Origin of the sequence: Pseudomonas californiensis (assembly GCF_021147775.1) — a bacterium.
GTDB classification, from domain to species: domain Bacteria; phylum Pseudomonadota; class Gammaproteobacteria; order Pseudomonadales; family Pseudomonadaceae; genus Aquipseudomonas; species Aquipseudomonas californiensis.
On the sequence record NZ_JAGTPK010000010.1, the window covers coordinates 147,836 to 163,715 of the forward strand.

The window sequence follows — 15,880 nt, forward strand, 5'->3', positions numbered from 1 at the left end:
CGGATGTACCGGCCTCCTCTTCAACGCAAGCTGCCCGGCTCAGTCCTGCCACCTCAATCCTGCTACCATGTCGCGCATCTCGACACTGCCCGCGACGACAGCCGATGCCTCACGTTTCCAGCACCACCCCCACGCCTGAACTGACCCCAGTGTTCGCAGCCTTGCAGGCGCATTTTTTGCGGGTGATCGTGCCGCTCTGGCAAGGGCCCGGCTGGAACGCACATCTGGCATTACCTTATGAGGCACTCGACGCCACAGGCCAGCCGTTGCCTGCGCAACGCTACCGCGCGATGGCTTGTGCCCGGCAATTGTTTCTGTTTTCCAGCCTGATCGACCACCCTGACGTCGTCGACGCCAGGGTGCGCGCGGGCGCCCTGTTCCGCTCGCTGCAGCAGCACTTTCACGATGCCGAGCATGGCGGCTGGTTCTACAGCATCGATCCGCAGGGCAAGCCGCTGGATCGCCGCAAGGACCTCTACACCCACGCGTTCATCATTTTTGCCTGCGCACACTATTGGGCGAAGGTGCGGGACCCGTTGGCAGAGTCGGTTCTCAATGCCGCGCTGACCGTGGTGCAGGAACGCTTTGCCGACGGCGCAGGCCTGTATGAGTCGCAACTGGATGAAGACTGGACGTCACTGAATACCGGTCCTTTGCAGAACCCGTTGATGCACTTGGCAGAGGCTTATCTCGCCACGCTGTCGGTGCGCGCAGACACTGCGACCCAGTCAGCGATGGACGGGCTGGCGATCAACATGCAACAGCGCTTCGTCGACAACACCACGGGCGTAATGCTGGAGAAGCCGCTGGGTGCTGCGGATAACTGGTATGAGCCTGGGCATCAGTTCGAATGGTTCTTCCTGCTGCAATCCTCGCCGGAAATGCATGGCAGGCCGCTGCACGCCTCAATGACTCGCGCTTTTGCCTACGCTCAGGCGCAAGGCGTCGATGCACAGACTGGCGCCGTCACGGCGACGCTGGAACTGGATGGTACAGTGCGCGACAGCACCCAACGTATCTGGGCGCAGGCCGAATACCTGCGTGCAATGGCGTTGCGGCCAGAGTGCGAACCCGGTCTGGCCGAACAGTTGGTCGCATTCGAGCAGAGGTTTCTGCATGCCACAGGCTGGAATGAATGCGTGGACAGCGACGGCACGGTCAGCCGCCGCGACATGCCATCCACCACGCCCTATCACCTGGCGACCTGCTATATCGGTCTGGCAGACTGGCTTGAAAATCGCTTCGTCGACGCCTTCCCGCCGCCGACGCCTTCAGCGGGTTGATCGTGCCCACACGGCACGATCAACCCCCTGATCAACCGCGGTTGCGATCAATCGCAAAACCGGCCCAGGTCTGGCTGACAGGCATCAGCTCAAGGCTATTGATGTTCACGTGCGCAGGCGTGTTCATGATCCAGAAGATCGTGTCGGCAATGTCTTGCGGCTGGATGGGCTCTGCACCCGCATACGTTGCATCGTACTTGGCCTGATCCCCGCCGAAACGCACCAGCGAGAACTCGCTTTCGCACAGCCCAGGCTCAAGGTTGGTCACGCGTACGCCGGTACCGATCAGGTCATTGCGCAGGTTCAGCGAGAACTGGCCGACAAACGCCTTGGTGCCACCGTAGACGTTGCCACCCGGATAAGGATAGTTACCGGCCACCGAACCCAGGTTGACGATGCTGGCACCGCGACCGTGGGCAATCAGGCGCGGCAACAGCAAACGCGTGCTGTAGACCAACCCCTTGATGTTGGTGTCGATCATGGTGTCCCAATCGTCCAGATCGCATTTCGGGGCTGGATCAATACCCAACGCCAGGCCTGCGTTATTGATCAGACCGCGAATCGAAGCGAACTCGGCAGGCAGCCCGGCAATTGCGCTCTCCATGGCGGCGCGGTCACGCACATCCAGGGTCAGCGTGTGCACCTTGGTCTGGCTGGACAATTCGGCGCTCAACGCATCAAGGCGGTCCTGGCGGCGGCCTGTCAGCACCAGCGACCAGCCGGCTTCAGCAAAGCGACGGGCACACGCCTCACCAAATCCTGATGTAGCGCCGGTAATGAATACGGTGGAAGTCATCTCGTTCTCCTGACATGGCGCAAAAAAGCGCAGCCTGTTAATAAGTTCGCAGCAGGACAGCAGAATGCCCGTCACGAACGCTCTGGATCAAGCCTGAGGGCAAAATGATCCGGATATCTGCACTCTTCTGTACAAAAAACACACAATCCAAGCGAAGCCTTGCGTGGTGGGCCTTGCAGACACTTTTGCCCACCTTATCCACAGTCAGGCACACAAACTCTGGGGGCAACTCAAAACCCTGAGCGACACGCAAACCGGGGCCTGCAGCCGACCTTTAGAAGTTTTTTGCTTGACTTTGCAAAGCCTGGTCAAGGTGCGTGCAGACAAGGCAAACGCCTCAGTGGTCCGAAACCCAGTCCTGCCAACGTCTGCCTGACTCTTTCCAACGCTTGCCCACAGACTTATCCACAGGCAGAAGGCATATAGAAGCTGTATGAACAACCAGCCTTCAGACTGTTGACAAATGCCTGCAGAAGACGCGTGAAAATCACTGATCAATATTTGACCACTCCGCTACAAGCCTTATGCATAAAGGCTTGCAGGCAAATACTCCCAAGTTATTAACAGTCGGATCCACAGTAAACCTGAACAAGTCGAAACCGTGACAAAACAACCATTTGCAGCGGTTTTATGTCGCAGGCAAACAGCGCGTCAAAATTGTTTTCCACAATTTGAAAAAACGACGCCCCAGGCATGAAACACCCGGGGCGCATTGTTTGAACGGCAAGCTTTTGATGAAATCAGTGTCCGCCCAGATAAGCGTTCCTGACCTCTTCATTCACCAGCAATTCCTTGCCGGTGCCTGACAGGCGGATCTCGCCGTTGACCATTACATAGGCTCTGTCCGACAGCTTGAGCGCGTGGTTGGCGTTCTGCTCCACCAGAAAGATGGTCATGCCGGTCGCTGCCAGTTCGCGCAGTGTGGAAAAGATCTGTTTGACGATGATCGGCGCCAGGCCAAGGCTTGGCTCATCGAGCAACAACAGCTTTGGGCGGCTCATCAGCGCGCGGGCGATGGCCAGCATCTGCTGCTCGCCACCGGACATGGTCATTGCACGCTGGTTTCGACGTTCCTTGAGGCGCGGGAACAGATCGAACATGCGCTGCATGTCTTCGGCAGAATGCTTGTCGCCGATCGGGATGGTGCCCATCATCAGGTTTTCCTCGACTGACATGTCGGGGAACACCCGCCGTCCTTCCGGCGATTGCGCGATGCCATTGGACGCAATGTAGTGCGACGACTTCTGAGTGATGTCGGTGCCCTGATAGATGATCTGTCCACTGGCCGCGCGCGGCTGGCCGAAGATCGACATCAACAGCGTGGACTTGCCTGCGCCGTTGGAGCCGATCAGGCTCACGGTTTCGCCTTCGTTGATGTACAGCGAGACCTTCTTGAGGGCCTGAATCGGCCCGTAAAACACATCGATCTCTTTCAATTCGAGGATCGGCTTGCTCATACCAGCTCCTCTTCATCAGCGCCCAGATACGCCGCGATCACTTTGGGATCGTTACGGATCTGCTCCGGCCCGCCTACGGCAATCACATTGCCGTGGTCGAGCACCACAATATCGTCGGAAATACCCATGACCATGCCCATGTCGTGCTCGATCAGCACAATGGTCATGTCATGTTCGTCGCGCAGCAGACGAATCATACCGCTCAGCGCTTCGGTTTCCTGCGGGTTGAGGCCCGCTGCAGGCTCGTCCAGGCATATGACCTGCGGGCGCGTGCACATGGCACGCGCGATCTCCAGACGGCGTTGCTGCCCGTAAGACAGCTCGCCAGCCAGCCGGTTGGCACAGTCCACCAGGTCAACCACTTCCAGCCAGTAGAACGCAGTGTTGAGCGCATCCTGTTCGGCCTTGCGGTAGCCCTTGGTATTGAGAATCCCGCTGACAAGGCTGCGATTGACCCACATGTGCTGGGCAACCAGCAGGTTTTCCACCACAGACATTTCCTTGAACAGGCGAATGTTCTGAAAGGTGCGCGCCAGACCCGCTCTGTTGACCAGATGAGTGCCGCCGAACATCTTGTAGTACACACGACTGGCAAAGCTTTTGGGCGATACGAAATCAGTGGCCTGAAACGACTCGCCCAGCAATTTGATCACGTTGGTGGTCTTGTCACGGGTGTGCAGCTCGATACGGCCACCCGTGGCCTTGTAAAAACCGGTCAGGCAGTTGAACACGGTGGTCTTGCCTGCGCCGTTGGGGCCGATCAGGGCAAAGATCGAATTGCGCCGTACCTTGAGGCTGACATCGCTGAGGGCCTTGATGCCGCCGAAATGCATCATCAGGTGCTCGACGGAAAGAATCACTTCATTGCTCATCGCGCGGCTCCTTCTTTGACCAGCACACCTTTGCGCGGAACCACACCGGTACGGCTGATGCGAATAAGGCCGCGTGGCCGCCAGATCATCATCAACACCATCAGGATTCCGAACAGCAACACGCGATATTCCGAGAAACTGCGCAACAGTTCCGGCGCGACCGTGAGCACGAAAGCTGCGATGACCACGCCCACTGTAGAGCCCATGCCGCCCAATACCACGATGGCCAGAATCAACGCAGACTCAAAAAAGGTGAAGGAAGTCGGGTTGACGAAGCCCTGATAGCTGGCGAAGAACACGCCGGCCAGGCCCGCCGTGGAAGCGCCGATGGTAAACGCCGACAACTTGACCAGTACGTGATTGAGCCCCATCGAGCGACAGGCGATTTCATCTTCGCGCAATGCTTCCCAGGCGCGGCCAATCGGCATGCGGGTCAAGCGATGCTTGATGAACAGAACACCCAGCACGACGATGAACAGCACGGCATAAATGAACAGGAATTTCAGATCCGGGTTGTAATCGAAGCCGAAATATTCGTGGATCGGTATACCTCCGTCCTTGGCGCGACGCCCGAACTCCAGACCGAAGAACGTCGGTGAGGGTACCGGCACGCCATTCGGGCCGCCGGTAAACGACAGCCAGTTGTTGAGGACCAGACGAATGATCTCGCCGAAACCCAGAGTCACGATGGCCAGATAGTCCCCATGCATGCGCAGCACCGGAAAGCCGAGAATGCACCCCGCCAATGCCGCTGCAATCGCAGCCAGTGGCAATGCAGACCAGAACCCAAGCCCCAAGTACTGATAGCCCAGCGCAAGACCGTAGGCTCCGATGGCGTAGAACGCGACGTAACCGAGGTCGAGCAGACCCGCCAGACCGACCACAATGTTCAGCCCCAGCCCCAGCAACACATAGATCAGCCCGAGAATGACCACGGTCAAAATGTACTTGTTGGCAAAGATCGGGAACACGACAGCAATGACAATCAGTGCGGGGATGATCCAGTACAGGCTCGATTTATGATCCGGCTTGAGCACATGCACTCCGGAGCCGGAGCTTTCGAAACTCTGCGAAATGCGGACACCTCTGGGCGTCTGCAGGAACAGGCTCATCAGGAAACGCCCTACCATGACCACGGCCACCAGCCAGGCCACACGCGTGGGTTGCAGATTGAAGCTGTAGCCGTCCAGCACGATGCCGACGATAGGACCAAACACGATCAGCGCCAGCAAACCGGCAACGACCGCGTCGATCAGGCTCTTCTTGATATCAACAGGTTTAGCGATAGGAGCGGACATACTTATACCTTCGCCACGAGTGGGCGACCCAGCAGGCCTTGGGGACGGAAAATCAGGATCAGTACCAACAGGCCGAAACTGAACACGTCTTTGTAATCGGAGTTGATCAGACCGGAGAACTGCGACTCGGCAACTCCCAGGATCAGGCCACCCAACATGGCGCCCGGCAACGAGCCGATCCCGCCCAGCACCGCAGCGGTAAACGCCTTGATACCGATGACGAACCCTGCGTAAAAGTCGAAGGTGCCGTAGTTCATGGTAATCAGCACACCCGCCAGCGCAGCCATGGCAGCACCGATGATGAACACGTAGGAGATGACTCGATCAGTGTTGATCCCCAGGATCGACGCCATCTTGCGGTCTTGCTGCGTGGCGCGGCACATCCGGCCAAGCTTGGTGTACTTGATGATGTAAGTCAGCAGACCCATGCCGACGAACGCGGCGATGAGGATGAAGATCTTGGTGTAGGTGATCTGCACGAAACCGGTACCGATCTCGAAGCGCCAGGCGCCTTCGAGCAACGTAGGCACACCCTGTTGGCGTGCACCCTGACTGATCTGCGCGTAGTTCTGCAGGATCAGGGAAATACCGATGGCGCTGATCAGCGGGGCCAGTCGGGTCGAGTTGCGCAGCGGCTTGTAGGCCACGCGCTCAATGACAAACCCGTATACGCCGGTCACCACAATGGTGAAGACCAGCGTACCCAGAATCAGGAACGGAAAGGATTCCAGGCCAAAGAAGGAGAGAACCGCAAGACCGATAGCGGCCAGGTAGGCGGAAATCATGTAAACGTCGCCGTGGGCGAAGTTGATCATGCCGATGATGCCGTAGACCATCGTGTAACCGATGGCGATGAGGCCATACACAGACCCGAGAGTGAGTCCGTTGACCATTTGCTGCAGGAAGATTCCGTCCATCACGCACGCTCACAAGCCTGAAAGGCAGCTCGGCACCCTGCTCACCGTGCCCTCGTGAGGCACGGCGACAGGTCCGAAAGAAAGAGAAGAGACGCAGGCTAGCTCATGGGCCAGCCCATCACCCTGTCAGCCGCGCCCACCGGGGCTGGCGCAGCCGACCAGAGTCGGTGTTACTTCTGTTTGTCGAGCTGCTTGTATTTACCGGTGGCATCCCACTGATAGACAACATAGTCGGAGACTTTCAGGTCGCCTTTGGAGTCCCAGGATTTGTCGCCCATCACCGTCTTGACCGGGTGTGCTTTGAGCCACTCGGCAGCCTTGTCGCTCTTGTTGGACTTGGCACCGTTGAAGCCAGCTGCCAGCGCCTGTACCGAAGCGTAGGCATACAGGGTGTAGCCCTCTGGCTCGTAACCGGACTTGCGGAACTGGTCGACGACCGCCTTGCTGTCTGGCAGCAGGCGTGGGTCGGCGCCGAACGTCATGTAGACACCGTCAACGTACTGAGGGCCGCCAGCGGTGGTAACGAGTTCGTCGGTGACGATGCCGTCATCAGACATGAACTTGACGTCCTTGAGGCCTTGCTCGCGCATCTGGCGAACCAGAGGACCGGCTTCAGGGTGCAGACCACCGAAGTAGACTACATCCGCACCGGTCGAACGAATCTTGGTTACCAGGGCGCTGAAGTCTTTTTCGCCACGGGTCAGACCTTCATACAGTACCGGGGTAACGCCACGTTTTTTCAGTTGAGTCTGAGTGGCGTCCGCCAGGCCTTGGCCGTAGGTGTCCTTGTCGTGGATCACCGCGACTTTCTTGCCCTTGAGCACATCGACGATGTAATCGCCGGCAACCACACCTTGCTGGTCGTCACGACCGCACATGCGGAACATCTCTTTCAGGCCGCGCTCGGTGACCTGAGGGTTGGTCGAACCGGGGGTGATGGCAATCACGCCAGCGTCGCTGTAGATCTCAGACGCTGGAATGGTCGAAGACGAGCAAAAGTGGCCGACAACTCCAATTACCTTGTCCTGGTCAACCAGCCTGTTGGCCACGGCAACCGCCTGTTTCGGTTCACAGGCATCATCGCCCGCCACCAGGACTATTTTTTCCCCATTCACGCCGCCTGCCGCATTGATGGCGTCAGCTGCTGCTTGTGCACCTTTCATGTATTGCTGACCAAACGATGCGTTGGCGCCAGTCATTGGCCCCGCGACGCCGATTTTTACGTCAGCCTGAGCAAACGAAGACACGCCCAATGCAGTTGCCACTGCGATTGCCAGAAAGCCTTTCCTGTAAAACGTATGCGACATGAGTGGTGCTCCTGAGGATATTTTTTTAATGGGCACAGCAACTACGCGATTATTCAAATACGCCATTGCCCAGAGCAAGGCGCGTGCCATCACTTTTTCCTTTCTGAAAAATGTCGTGTTTTTCTTGCCATTCAGTGACCTGATGTCTTTGCGCAAAGGGCGTGCAACCGCCTAGACAGCGCGAGGTGCAACCCCGCTTGAAAAAAGAGCAACCAGCACTCTTTCGAACAGCAACCACGGCGCTGCCAGATGGGCAACCCACCTGTAACCGCACACGTCACCGAAGTGCACACGTGCGGTGCGCAAGCGCTACGACGCGCACCATTTGAGGCTAGTGGATTTGGCAAAAAATGCAGATTGCACATGCCTCGCTGAGGGTCGTCACTCACCCTCTGCCATCATTATCCGAACGCACCGGCCTGTACGTAGTAATAGCGGTCAAAAACGTAGCCAACAAACGACCTTTAAGCGAGATATCATTCCGATAATTCATGATCCACTCGCCCGCCCTCGCGTGTCGTACAAGAGAAGCCGCACCATGCTCAACAAACGTCATCTGCCCTCTATCGCCGCGCTGCAATGCTTTGAAGCGGTGACCCGGCATCTGAGCTTCACTCGCGCGGCAGAAGAGCTGAACCTGACCCAAAGCGCAGTCAGCAAGCAAGTGGCCCAGCTTGAAGAGCTGGTTCAGCATCTTCTGTTTCAGCGAGTACGTCGCCGCCTGCAACTGACCCCTGCCGGTGGGCTGTACCTGACGGAAGTGCGCAAGATTCTCTCGCAGATTGAAATGTCCACTCACTTCCTGCGCTCCTACGGCGGCGATACCGAAGTGCTGCGTGTTTCGACCCCGTCGACATTTGGAGCCCGGTGGCTGGTGCCGCGCTTGAAAGGCTGGCGGCTGCGTCATCCGCACATCCACCTCGACCTGCTCAATGAGCAGGAGTCCGACGATCTCATCAAAGGCCGGTGCGACGTTTCATTCTATTTCGGTCAGGCGGCGATACCTGGCGCGGAAAGCGTGAAGCTGTTCGGCGAAGAGCTGATCCCGGTCTGTGCCCCCGAAAGCATGCCGGAGACGCCCTTTACCGACCCGACCCAATTGAGCGAGCTGGTGCTGCTGCAAAACGCTTTCCGGCCTCAGGCCTGGCACGACTGGTTCGAAAGCCAGGGCTATCACACTGACCACAGCTACCATGGCCCGCGCTTTGAAACGTTTTATATGTGTATTCGCGCGGCACAGGTCGGCTGCGGTGTCGCATTGATGCCGCGCTTTCTGGTCGAAGAGGAACTGGCCGACGGCAAACTGGTGATTGCCTGGGACCACGCATTACCCAGCACTAACAGCGCGTACTACCTGTCCTATCCGGAACACACCGCCGACGTCCCAAAGATCCGGGTTTTTCTGCAATGGATGCTGGAACAGTTGGATCAACCAACGCGTTAAGGGCGACAATGCCCCCAGCAGGCCGTGAGCTTTCCGTGGCAATGGACAGGAAGTCGCGAGCCAACCGTAACCCGCCTGCTCCGGAGCCCCTGACAGATGAGCGAAAGCGCTTTCTCCAATCGTATCGTGCAGAGCCTGCTCGATACCGATTTTTACAAGCTGACCATGATGCAGGCTGTCCTCCACAACTACCCGAACGTAGACGTGGAATGGGAGTTTCGCTGCCGTAACGGTGAAGACCTTCGCCCTTATCTGGGCGAGATCAGGCATCAGATCGAGTTGCTCTGCGAACTGTCCCTGAGCCCCGAACATCTGACGTTTCTTGAGCGCATCACGTTTCTCAAGCCAGACTTTCTGCGCTTTCTGGGCTTGTTCCGTTTCAACACCTGCTACGTTAAAACCAGCATCGAAAACGATGAACTGTGCATTCGCCTGCACGGCCCCTGGCTGCACGTCATTCTGTTCGAAGTGCCTTTGCTGGCGATTGTCAGTGAAGTCCGCAATCGTCATCGCTACCCTGAAATCCTGCTCAGCCAGGCCCGCGAACGTCTGTACGACAAATTCGAATGGCTGAGCAGCAATGCCACGCCGGATGAGCTGGCTGAACTCAAGGTGGCCGACTTCGGCACCCGCAGGCGTTTCTCGTACAGGGTTCAGGAAGAAATCCTTGGTGTGCTCAAGCACGACTTCCCCGGCCAGTTCGTCGGCACCAGCAACGTCCATCTGGCGCGTCAGCTCGATCTCAAGCCGCTGGGCACCATGGCTCATGAGTGGATCATGGCTCATCAGCAACTGGGACCTCGTCTGATCGACAGCCAGATTGCCGCCCTTGATTGCTGGGTACGCGAATACCGCGGGCTACTCGGGATTGCACTGACCGACTGCATCACCACCGATGCATTTCTGACCGATTTCGATCTTTACTTCGCCAAGCTGTTTGACGGTCTGCGTCACGATTCCGGCGACCCGGTGAAGTGGGCCGAAAAATGCATCTCGCATTACCAGAAGCTTGGCATTGACCCGATGAGCAAGACCCTGGTGTTCTCCGATGGTCTGAATCTGCCCAAGGCACTGGAGATTTTCCGGGCACTGCGCGGCCGCATCAATGTCAGTTTCGGTATAGGTACTAACCTGACCGCAGACATACCTGGCATCGCACCGATGAATATGGTGCTGAAAATGACAGCGTGTGCCGGGCAGCCTGTCGCGAAGATTTCTGATGAGCCAGGCAAGGCGCAATGCAAGGACCCGAACTTTGTGGCCTATCTGCGGCACGTGTTCAAAGTGCCGGATTTGCCACTGCCTGAAAAACCCGGTTGAATTGTCCCCTTTAGAAGGAGTGAATCATGCACGCCGTACAGCGCCAGATTGCTGAACAGCTCAAGGTCCAGCCACCTTTCGCGGATCAGAACGCCCTGCAGGCCGAAGTCGCCCGCCGTGTCGAGTTCATCAAGAATTGCCTGCAGAACGCACGGCTCAAGACGCTGGTGCTGGGCATCAGCGGCGGGGTTGACTCGTTGACCGCCGGGCTGCTCGCACAACGAGCGATCAAGGAATTGCGTGAAAGCACGGGCGACGAAGGCTATCGATTCATCACCGTACGCTTGCCATATGTGGTGCAAGCCGACGAGCACGAAGCCCAGGCATCGGTGGACTTCATCGAGCCGACCGAGCGCCACACCATCAACATCGGTCCAAGCGTCAAGGCCCTGGCCGCTGAAGTGAAGGCGTTCGAAGGACTGCCTGCCAGCTCTGTGGATTTCGTGCTCGGCAACACCAAGGCACGCATGCGCATGATCGCCCAGTACACCGTCGCAGGTGCCTACGGTGGTCTGGTGATCGGCACGGACCATGCGGCTGAAGCGGTAATGGGTTTTTTCACCAAGTTCGGTGACGGTGCGTGTGACATTGCGCCGCTCAGCGGCCTGGTCAAAAATCAGGTACGTGCCATTGCGCGTCACTTCGGTGCGCCGGAATCACTGGTCGAGAAGGTGCCTACGGCAGACCTGGAAGACTTGTCACCCGGTAAGCCGGACGAAGCATCGCACGGCGTCACCTACTCCGAGATCGATGCCTTCCTGCATGGCCAGCCAGTGCGCGAAGAAGCGTTCAAGATCATCTGCGAGACCTACGCCAAGACTCAGCACAAACGTGAGTTGCCGTACGCGCCCTGATCAGGCGCACCATCACTGATGGTGGTGTGCATGTAGCATCATATTCACGAGCAAACGGAGCGCCCCTGCTCGCTTGCATTTCAAAATGGCAGTGGGGGCAGCTTGCTCGCGAATACTGGCTGACTGAAGTGCGCCAAAAAAATCATGGCGTCCTGCATTACTTGAGCGTAACGGCGCCCTTCATCATGCTGATGTGCCCAGGGAACGTGCAGAAAAACTGGTACTTCTCGGCCGGATCAAGCTTCGAAACATCAAACGTCACCGAGTCCTTTTCTCCGGCGCCAATGAGTTTGGTGTGGGCGATCACGCGGGTGTCGCCATCCTTGAGATAGCCCTTGTCGATACCGACGCTCATGCCGTCAGTGGTGACCGCCTGGGCATCAGCCTCTTTGCTCAGCACCCAGTTATGGCCCATCACGTTCTTCGGCAGACTGCCGGAGTGGGTCAGATTGACGGTGAATTGCTTGCAGCTCTTGTCGATCTCAATAGCCTTCTTGTCGTACATCATCTGGTCGGTCGAATCGATCGTCGTGGAACATTCAGCTGCGAACAGATGACCACTGGCCAACGTCAACAGAGAAATCGCTACAAGCTTGCGGATCATTTGAATCTCCAGGGCAGGATGCTTTGTAAGTCGAGTAAAGAGTGCCTGATCCCCGGCCAGGTTCCGCCGGCATTCATTACGGCAGGTAACCGACTATCGAGGCCATCGAATCTATCAAACAGCCACGCCGGGCAGCCCAGCTTAACATCGTTGGATTGCCCACTCTGAAAACGGAAAGATCATCATGCCGCTCAACAGCCTGTTCCGCAGTTTGCTTGCCGCCTATGCCTGCGGCGCCAGCGCCCGTTGTCCGCACGATGCCTATGACCGCATCAGACATGCAGCCTGACAGCGGTTCAATGCAACTCCAATTCATGCGTTGACTGGCATGACCGTTACCCGGACCTCGGGATCGTGAGTACCGCCGCCGAGGATGACACCGCGCAATGGCGAGACGTCCGAGAAGTCGCGTCCCCAGGCCAGGCTGATGTGCTCAAGCGCTGGCTGCACGTTGTTGGTTGGATCGAAGTCAACCCAGCCTGACGCCGGACAGAACACGGAAACCCAAGCGTGCGAAGCATCAGCGCCAATCAGACGAGGCTGGCCAGGCGGCGGTTGAGTGAGCAGGTAACCACTGACATAACGTGCTGCCAGGCCGCGGGAACGCAGGCACGCCAGCATCAAGTGTGCAAAGTCCTGACACACGCCTCGCCGACGCTCCAGCACTTCTACCAAGGGCGTTGCGACCTGTGTCGCCTCGTCGTCGAAGGTGAATTCGGTAAAGATCTTCTCCATCAACGCCTGCACGCACAAAAGCAACGGGCGTCCTGGCGCGAAACAGTCCTGCGAGAACTCGACAAACGAGCGCTTCAAATGCACATAGGGCGACTCGAAGCGATAACGACAGGCTTCCAGAATGTCGAACGTCAGCGGCTTGGCACTGTAGGTCAGCGCGCTACGGGTAACTTCCCATTCCGGCGACAGATTGAAATCCAGAAAAGGACGCTCCAGCACCTCTATGCGCAATCTTGCATTGACCTGCAGCTCATCGTGCGGACGCTCGAATGCCAGACGGGTCAGCGGGTTGCCGAACACATCCAGCTCGTCCCGGCGCGTGGTGGGCGTGGGCAGGATTTCCAGTTCCTGCTCGGTGCAGCGCTGCCATTGGCTGCTGCGTGGCCACAGATGCGCCAACTGCTGGGCGAGGGATACCGGGCTGTCGTACTCGTAATGCGTGTCATGGAATATCTGGTAGAAAGCGCTCATCAGACGGACACCGTGCGTTGGCTGACATCATCGACATGGGCAAAGTGGCGCAAGGCGAGACGATCGGACGCCAGCCCGCTGCTCTCCGCGATGTTTTGCAGCAAGTCCGCCAACCCATCGAGCACGGCATCAATACTGCTTTGACCGAACAGAGGGTTTTCCAGGCTGCCCAGGTCAAAGCTGGCCAGACGCTGCGCAAGCACAGCAAGACTGTTGTCGCGTGGCGCGTCGAAGTTGTCGCTCAGACGCCGCAACGAGCGCTGCACCAGTTTGAGCTGGAACAGGACGGCATGCGGGTTCTGTTCATCCAGCAGCAACAGATCGAGCACAGGGATCAGATGCGGGATGGCCATGTAGCGCGAACGATACGTGATGCTGCTGTTGCCCAGTTCCAGCAACCACTCAAGCCCTGCCTGCTCCGAACTCGCCGCGCCACGCAAAAACGCTGCCAGGCTGGTGCTCAGAAACTTAAGCCGCTCGATGCGGCGTCCGATCATCAAAAAGCTCCAGCCCTCGTCGCGAGTCATGTCGTCCAGAGCAAAGCCGGACAACGCCGCCAGCGACATCACCAGACGGTTGAGGAAGTCCAGTAATTCGCCGAAATCCGGCTCTTCGGTTTCCAGGCTCAAGGCGTCACGTTGCAACTCGACCAATGCCTGCCAGTTTTCTCTGGACAGCTTGCCGCGCACTTGCGAGGCGGCCCATTGCAAGCGCTGAAGGTTGGAACGCAGGCTGAACGGCCACTCATCGCCCAGCAGGGCAACCAGCAGACGGTCCTTCAATTCTTCGCCCTCTTCGGCTTCAGGCAGCATGCCCAGGCTCTCGCCCAGAGACACGGCGGCCTGCAAAGCCAAAGGGTCGTCATCGTCGACATACCGCGTGAGCATGATGCGCAACAGACGCGCGCTGTCGTCGCAGCGCTCACAGTAGCGCCCGAACCAGAACAGGTTTTCCACCACGCGTGACGGCAGATAGGGGTCACGACGGATCAGGTCGTAGACACCCAGCGGGCGCTGCCCTTTCCACGCGTCGCCAATGTGGGATCGCTCACCCAGCACCCAGGTGTCCTTGCTGGCCCCACCGCGCTGCATGGATACTACGTCTGCATCGGCATCAGCCGCTACACGGGTGAGACCGCCCGGTAGTACACGATAGCCATCGAGGCTTGAGACAGCGTAGACGCGCATGCCGATGGCCCGCGGCTGAAGACCGCATCCATCGGGTTGCAGGACCGGTGCATGAGACAACTGCGCCAGCTCCTGCGCGACGTACGCGTACGGACGCGCCTGCATACGCATGGCCAAGGCCTTGCGTTGTTCTTCGTTCAGATCCCGGCCGAAGACCGGCGCAAAATGCTGAGACGGAAAGGCAGGCTTGATCAACAGATCGGGCAGTTTTTCCAGTGCCTCGGCCAACACTGTTGGCTCACCGCACCACCAGGTGGCGACTGACGGCAGGATCAATTCTTCGCCGAACAGGTAATGACTGATCTTGGGCAGGAAGCCCAGCAAGCCCGGTGATTCCAGAACCCCGCTGCCCAGCGCGTTGGCCACCAGCACATTGCCTTGACGCACAGCTTCCAGCAGCCCCGGCACGCCGAGGGCCGAATCGGTACGCAATTCAAGGGGATCGCAAAAGTCGTCATCAAGACGACGCATGATCGCGTGCACGCGACGCAGGCCACTGAGGGTCTTGAGGTAGACCGTGGCGTCACGCACTGTCAGGTCGCCGCCTTCAACCAGCGGATAACCGAGCTGCCGCGCCAGATACAGGTGTTCAAAGTAGCTTTCGTTGAAACGGCCCGGTGTCAGCAACACCACCAGCGGCGCTTCGGTGCTGGTAGGCGCCTGTCGCGCCAGGGTCTGCTGCAGCGTCCCGAAGAAGCCCGAGAGATGCCGCACTTGCAGATCGCGATAGGTTTCCGGCAAGGCACGCGCGACGCTCTGGCGATTCTCCAGCGCGTAACCCGCACCCGATGGCGCCTGAGTCCGGTCAGCCGTGACCCACCAGCGACCATCGGGCGTGCGCGCCAGATCAACGGCATACATGTGCAGGAATATGCCTTCCGGCGGTTTGACACCCTGACATGGCCACAGAAAGTTGTTGTGCCCAAACACCAGCTCGGCAGGCAGCAGGCCTTCGGCGATCAGGGTTTGCGGACCATAAAGATCGGCGAGCACAGCGTTCAGCAGGCGAGCGCGCTGAGCAATGCCAGCCGCAACATGCTCCCACTCGTCTGCAGGAATAATGTGCGGCAGCAGGTCAAGCTCCCACGGCCGGTCCGCACCTTTGGGATCGGCGTAAACGTTGTAGGTGACCCCGTTTTCCTGAATTTGCCGCGTCAACAACGCCTGGCGTTGTGTCAGCTGCGCTGGCGAGCTGCGCTGCATATGCTCGTACAAGCGGCGCCAGTGCGGGCGAACAGCACCCTCGGCGTCGAGCATTTCATGGTAGGTACCCTCGGAAAGCGGGTAACGGTCAAGCAGGTCGGGCATGGAGGGCTCGGCAGGCAACTTAAGGAC

At 58.3% G+C, this 15,880-nt stretch carries 13 protein-coding genes and 1 pseudogene; 5 read left to right on the forward strand and 9 right to left on the reverse strand.

The genetic code is table 11. The annotated features are described in order from the left end of the window. The first annotated feature begins 67 nt into the window (after positions 1 to 67). Positions 68 to 1,283: pseudogene (locus KDX37_RS12300) on the forward strand (AGE family epimerase/isomerase). A gap of 31 nt (positions 1,284 to 1,314) precedes the next feature. On the opposite strand, the gene KDX37_RS12305 reads toward KDX37_RS12300, so the two are convergent. The 6 genes from KDX37_RS12305 to KDX37_RS12330 all read right to left on the reverse strand — a co-directional run bounded on the left by KDX37_RS12305 (position 1,315) and on the right by KDX37_RS12330 (position 7,930). Next, positions 1,315 to 2,079 (reverse strand): SDR family oxidoreductase, encoded by a 765-nt coding sequence (locus tag KDX37_RS12305; RefSeq protein ID WP_231652980.1) that lies wholly within the window; start codon positions 2,077 to 2,079, stop codon positions 1,315 to 1,317. Between the two features lie 740 nt (positions 2,080 to 2,819). After that, entirely contained in the window at positions 2,820 to 3,536 is a 717-nt protein-coding gene (locus tag KDX37_RS12310) for an ABC transporter ATP-binding protein (RefSeq protein ID WP_231652981.1), read from the reverse strand. Continuing rightward, positions 3,533 to 4,408 carry an ABC transporter ATP-binding protein gene (locus KDX37_RS12315; RefSeq protein WP_231652982.1) on the reverse strand — a complete coding sequence of 292 codons (876 nt, stop codon included), beginning with the start codon at positions 4,406 to 4,408 and terminating at the stop codon, positions 3,533 to 3,535. Before KDX37_RS12315 ends, KDX37_RS12310 begins: the two co-directional genes overlap by 4 nt. Then, on the reverse strand, positions 4,405 to 5,706 hold the full coding sequence (gene livM / locus KDX37_RS12320; protein WP_231652983.1) for a high-affinity branched-chain amino acid ABC transporter permease LivM: 1,302 nt from the start codon (positions 5,704 to 5,706) through the stop codon (positions 4,405 to 4,407). Before livM ends, KDX37_RS12315 begins: the two co-directional genes overlap by 4 nt. 2 nt (positions 5,707 to 5,708) lie before the next feature. Then, entirely contained in the window at positions 5,709 to 6,623 is a 915-nt protein-coding gene (locus tag KDX37_RS12325) for an ABC transporter permease subunit (RefSeq protein WP_231652984.1), read from the reverse strand. Positions 6,624 to 6,793: 170 nt separating this feature from the next. Continuing rightward, positions 6,794 to 7,930 (reverse strand): ABC transporter substrate-binding protein, encoded by a 1,137-nt coding sequence (locus KDX37_RS12330; protein ID WP_231652985.1) that lies wholly within the window; start codon positions 7,928 to 7,930, stop codon positions 6,794 to 6,796. Between KDX37_RS12330 and KDX37_RS12335 the strand changes: the two genes are divergently transcribed. From KDX37_RS12335 to nadE, 4 genes are all read left to right on the forward strand, one after another. Then, positions 7,929 to 8,105, forward strand: coding sequence for a hypothetical protein (locus KDX37_RS12335; protein ID WP_231652986.1), 177 nt, complete (start codon positions 7,929 to 7,931; stop codon positions 8,103 to 8,105). The two genes, KDX37_RS12330 and KDX37_RS12335, sit on opposite strands and share 2 nt — an antisense overlap. Positions 8,106 to 8,468: 363 nt before the next feature. After that, positions 8,469 to 9,374, forward strand: coding sequence for a LysR substrate-binding domain-containing protein (locus KDX37_RS12340; RefSeq protein ID WP_231652987.1), 906 nt, complete (start codon positions 8,469 to 8,471; stop codon positions 9,372 to 9,374). 96 nt (positions 9,375 to 9,470) lie between these two features. After that, positions 9,471 to 10,694, forward strand: coding sequence for a nicotinate phosphoribosyltransferase (gene pncB, locus KDX37_RS12345; protein ID WP_231652988.1), 1,224 nt, complete (start codon positions 9,471 to 9,473; stop codon positions 10,692 to 10,694). A 26-nt stretch (positions 10,695 to 10,720) separates the two neighbouring features. Then, on the forward strand, positions 10,721 to 11,548 hold the full coding sequence (nadE, locus tag KDX37_RS12350) for an ammonia-dependent NAD(+) synthetase (RefSeq protein ID WP_231652989.1): 828 nt from the start codon (positions 10,721 to 10,723) through the stop codon (positions 11,546 to 11,548). A gap of 157 nt (positions 11,549 to 11,705) precedes the next feature. Here the strand turns inward: nadE and azu are convergent, their stop codons facing one another. From azu to KDX37_RS12365, 3 genes are all read right to left on the reverse strand, one after another. Further along, the gene (gene azu, locus KDX37_RS12355; RefSeq protein ID WP_231652990.1) at positions 11,706 to 12,152 is read right to left on the reverse strand and encodes an azurin; all 447 of its coding nucleotides are present in this window, start codon (positions 12,150 to 12,152) and stop codon (positions 11,706 to 11,708) included. A gap of 312 nt (positions 12,153 to 12,464) precedes the next feature. Continuing rightward, entirely contained in the window at positions 12,465 to 13,358 is an 894-nt protein-coding gene (locus tag KDX37_RS12360; protein ID WP_231652991.1) for a transglutaminase family protein, read from the reverse strand. Further along, positions 13,358 to 15,853 carry a circularly permuted type 2 ATP-grasp protein gene (locus tag KDX37_RS12365; protein ID WP_231652992.1) on the reverse strand — a complete coding sequence of 832 codons (2,496 nt, stop codon included), beginning with the start codon at positions 15,851 to 15,853 and terminating at the stop codon, positions 13,358 to 13,360. Before KDX37_RS12365 ends, KDX37_RS12360 begins: the two co-directional genes overlap by 1 nt. Between the last annotated feature and the right edge of the window lie 27 nt (positions 15,854 to 15,880).

Excerpts from the sequence above, each read along its gene's own strand:
- livM (WP_231652983.1), bottom strand. The coding sequence starts at position 5,706 with ATGTCCGCTCCTATCGCTAAACCTGTTGATATCAAGAAGAGCCTGATC.
- KDX37_RS12365 (WP_231652992.1), bottom strand. The coding sequence starts at position 15,853 with ATGCCCGACCTGCTTGACCGTTACCCGCTTTCCGAGGGTACCTACCAT.
- KDX37_RS12315 (WP_231652982.1), bottom strand. The coding sequence starts at position 4,408 with ATGAGCAATGAAGTGATTCTTTCCGTCGAGCACCTGATGATGCATTTC.
- KDX37_RS12360 (WP_231652991.1), bottom strand. The coding sequence starts at position 13,358 with ATGAGCGCTTTCTACCAGATATTCCATGACACGCATTACGAGTACGAC.
- nadE (WP_231652989.1), top strand. The coding sequence starts at position 10,721 with ATGCACGCCGTACAGCGCCAGATTGCTGAACAGCTCAAGGTCCAGCCA.
- KDX37_RS12310 (WP_231652981.1), bottom strand. The coding sequence starts at position 3,536 with ATGAGCAAGCCGATCCTCGAATTGAAAGAGATCGATGTGTTTTACGGG.
- KDX37_RS12325 (WP_231652984.1), bottom strand. The coding sequence starts at position 6,623 with ATGGACGGAATCTTCCTGCAGCAAATGGTCAACGGACTCACTCTCGGG.
- KDX37_RS12305 (WP_231652980.1), bottom strand. The coding sequence starts at position 2,079 with ATGACTTCCACCGTATTCATTACCGGCGCTACATCAGGATTTGGTGAG.
- KDX37_RS12330 (WP_231652985.1), bottom strand. The coding sequence starts at position 7,930 with ATGTCGCATACGTTTTACAGGAAAGGCTTTCTGGCAATCGCAGTGGCA.
- KDX37_RS12335 (WP_231652986.1), top strand. The coding sequence starts at position 7,929 with ATGAGTGGTGCTCCTGAGGATATTTTTTTAATGGGCACAGCAACTACG.
- KDX37_RS12340 (WP_231652987.1), top strand. The coding sequence starts at position 8,469 with ATGCTCAACAAACGTCATCTGCCCTCTATCGCCGCGCTGCAATGCTTT.
- azu (WP_231652990.1), bottom strand. The coding sequence starts at position 12,152 with ATGATCCGCAAGCTTGTAGCGATTTCTCTGTTGACGTTGGCCAGTGGT.
- pncB (WP_231652988.1), top strand. The coding sequence starts at position 9,471 with ATGAGCGAAAGCGCTTTCTCCAATCGTATCGTGCAGAGCCTGCTCGAT.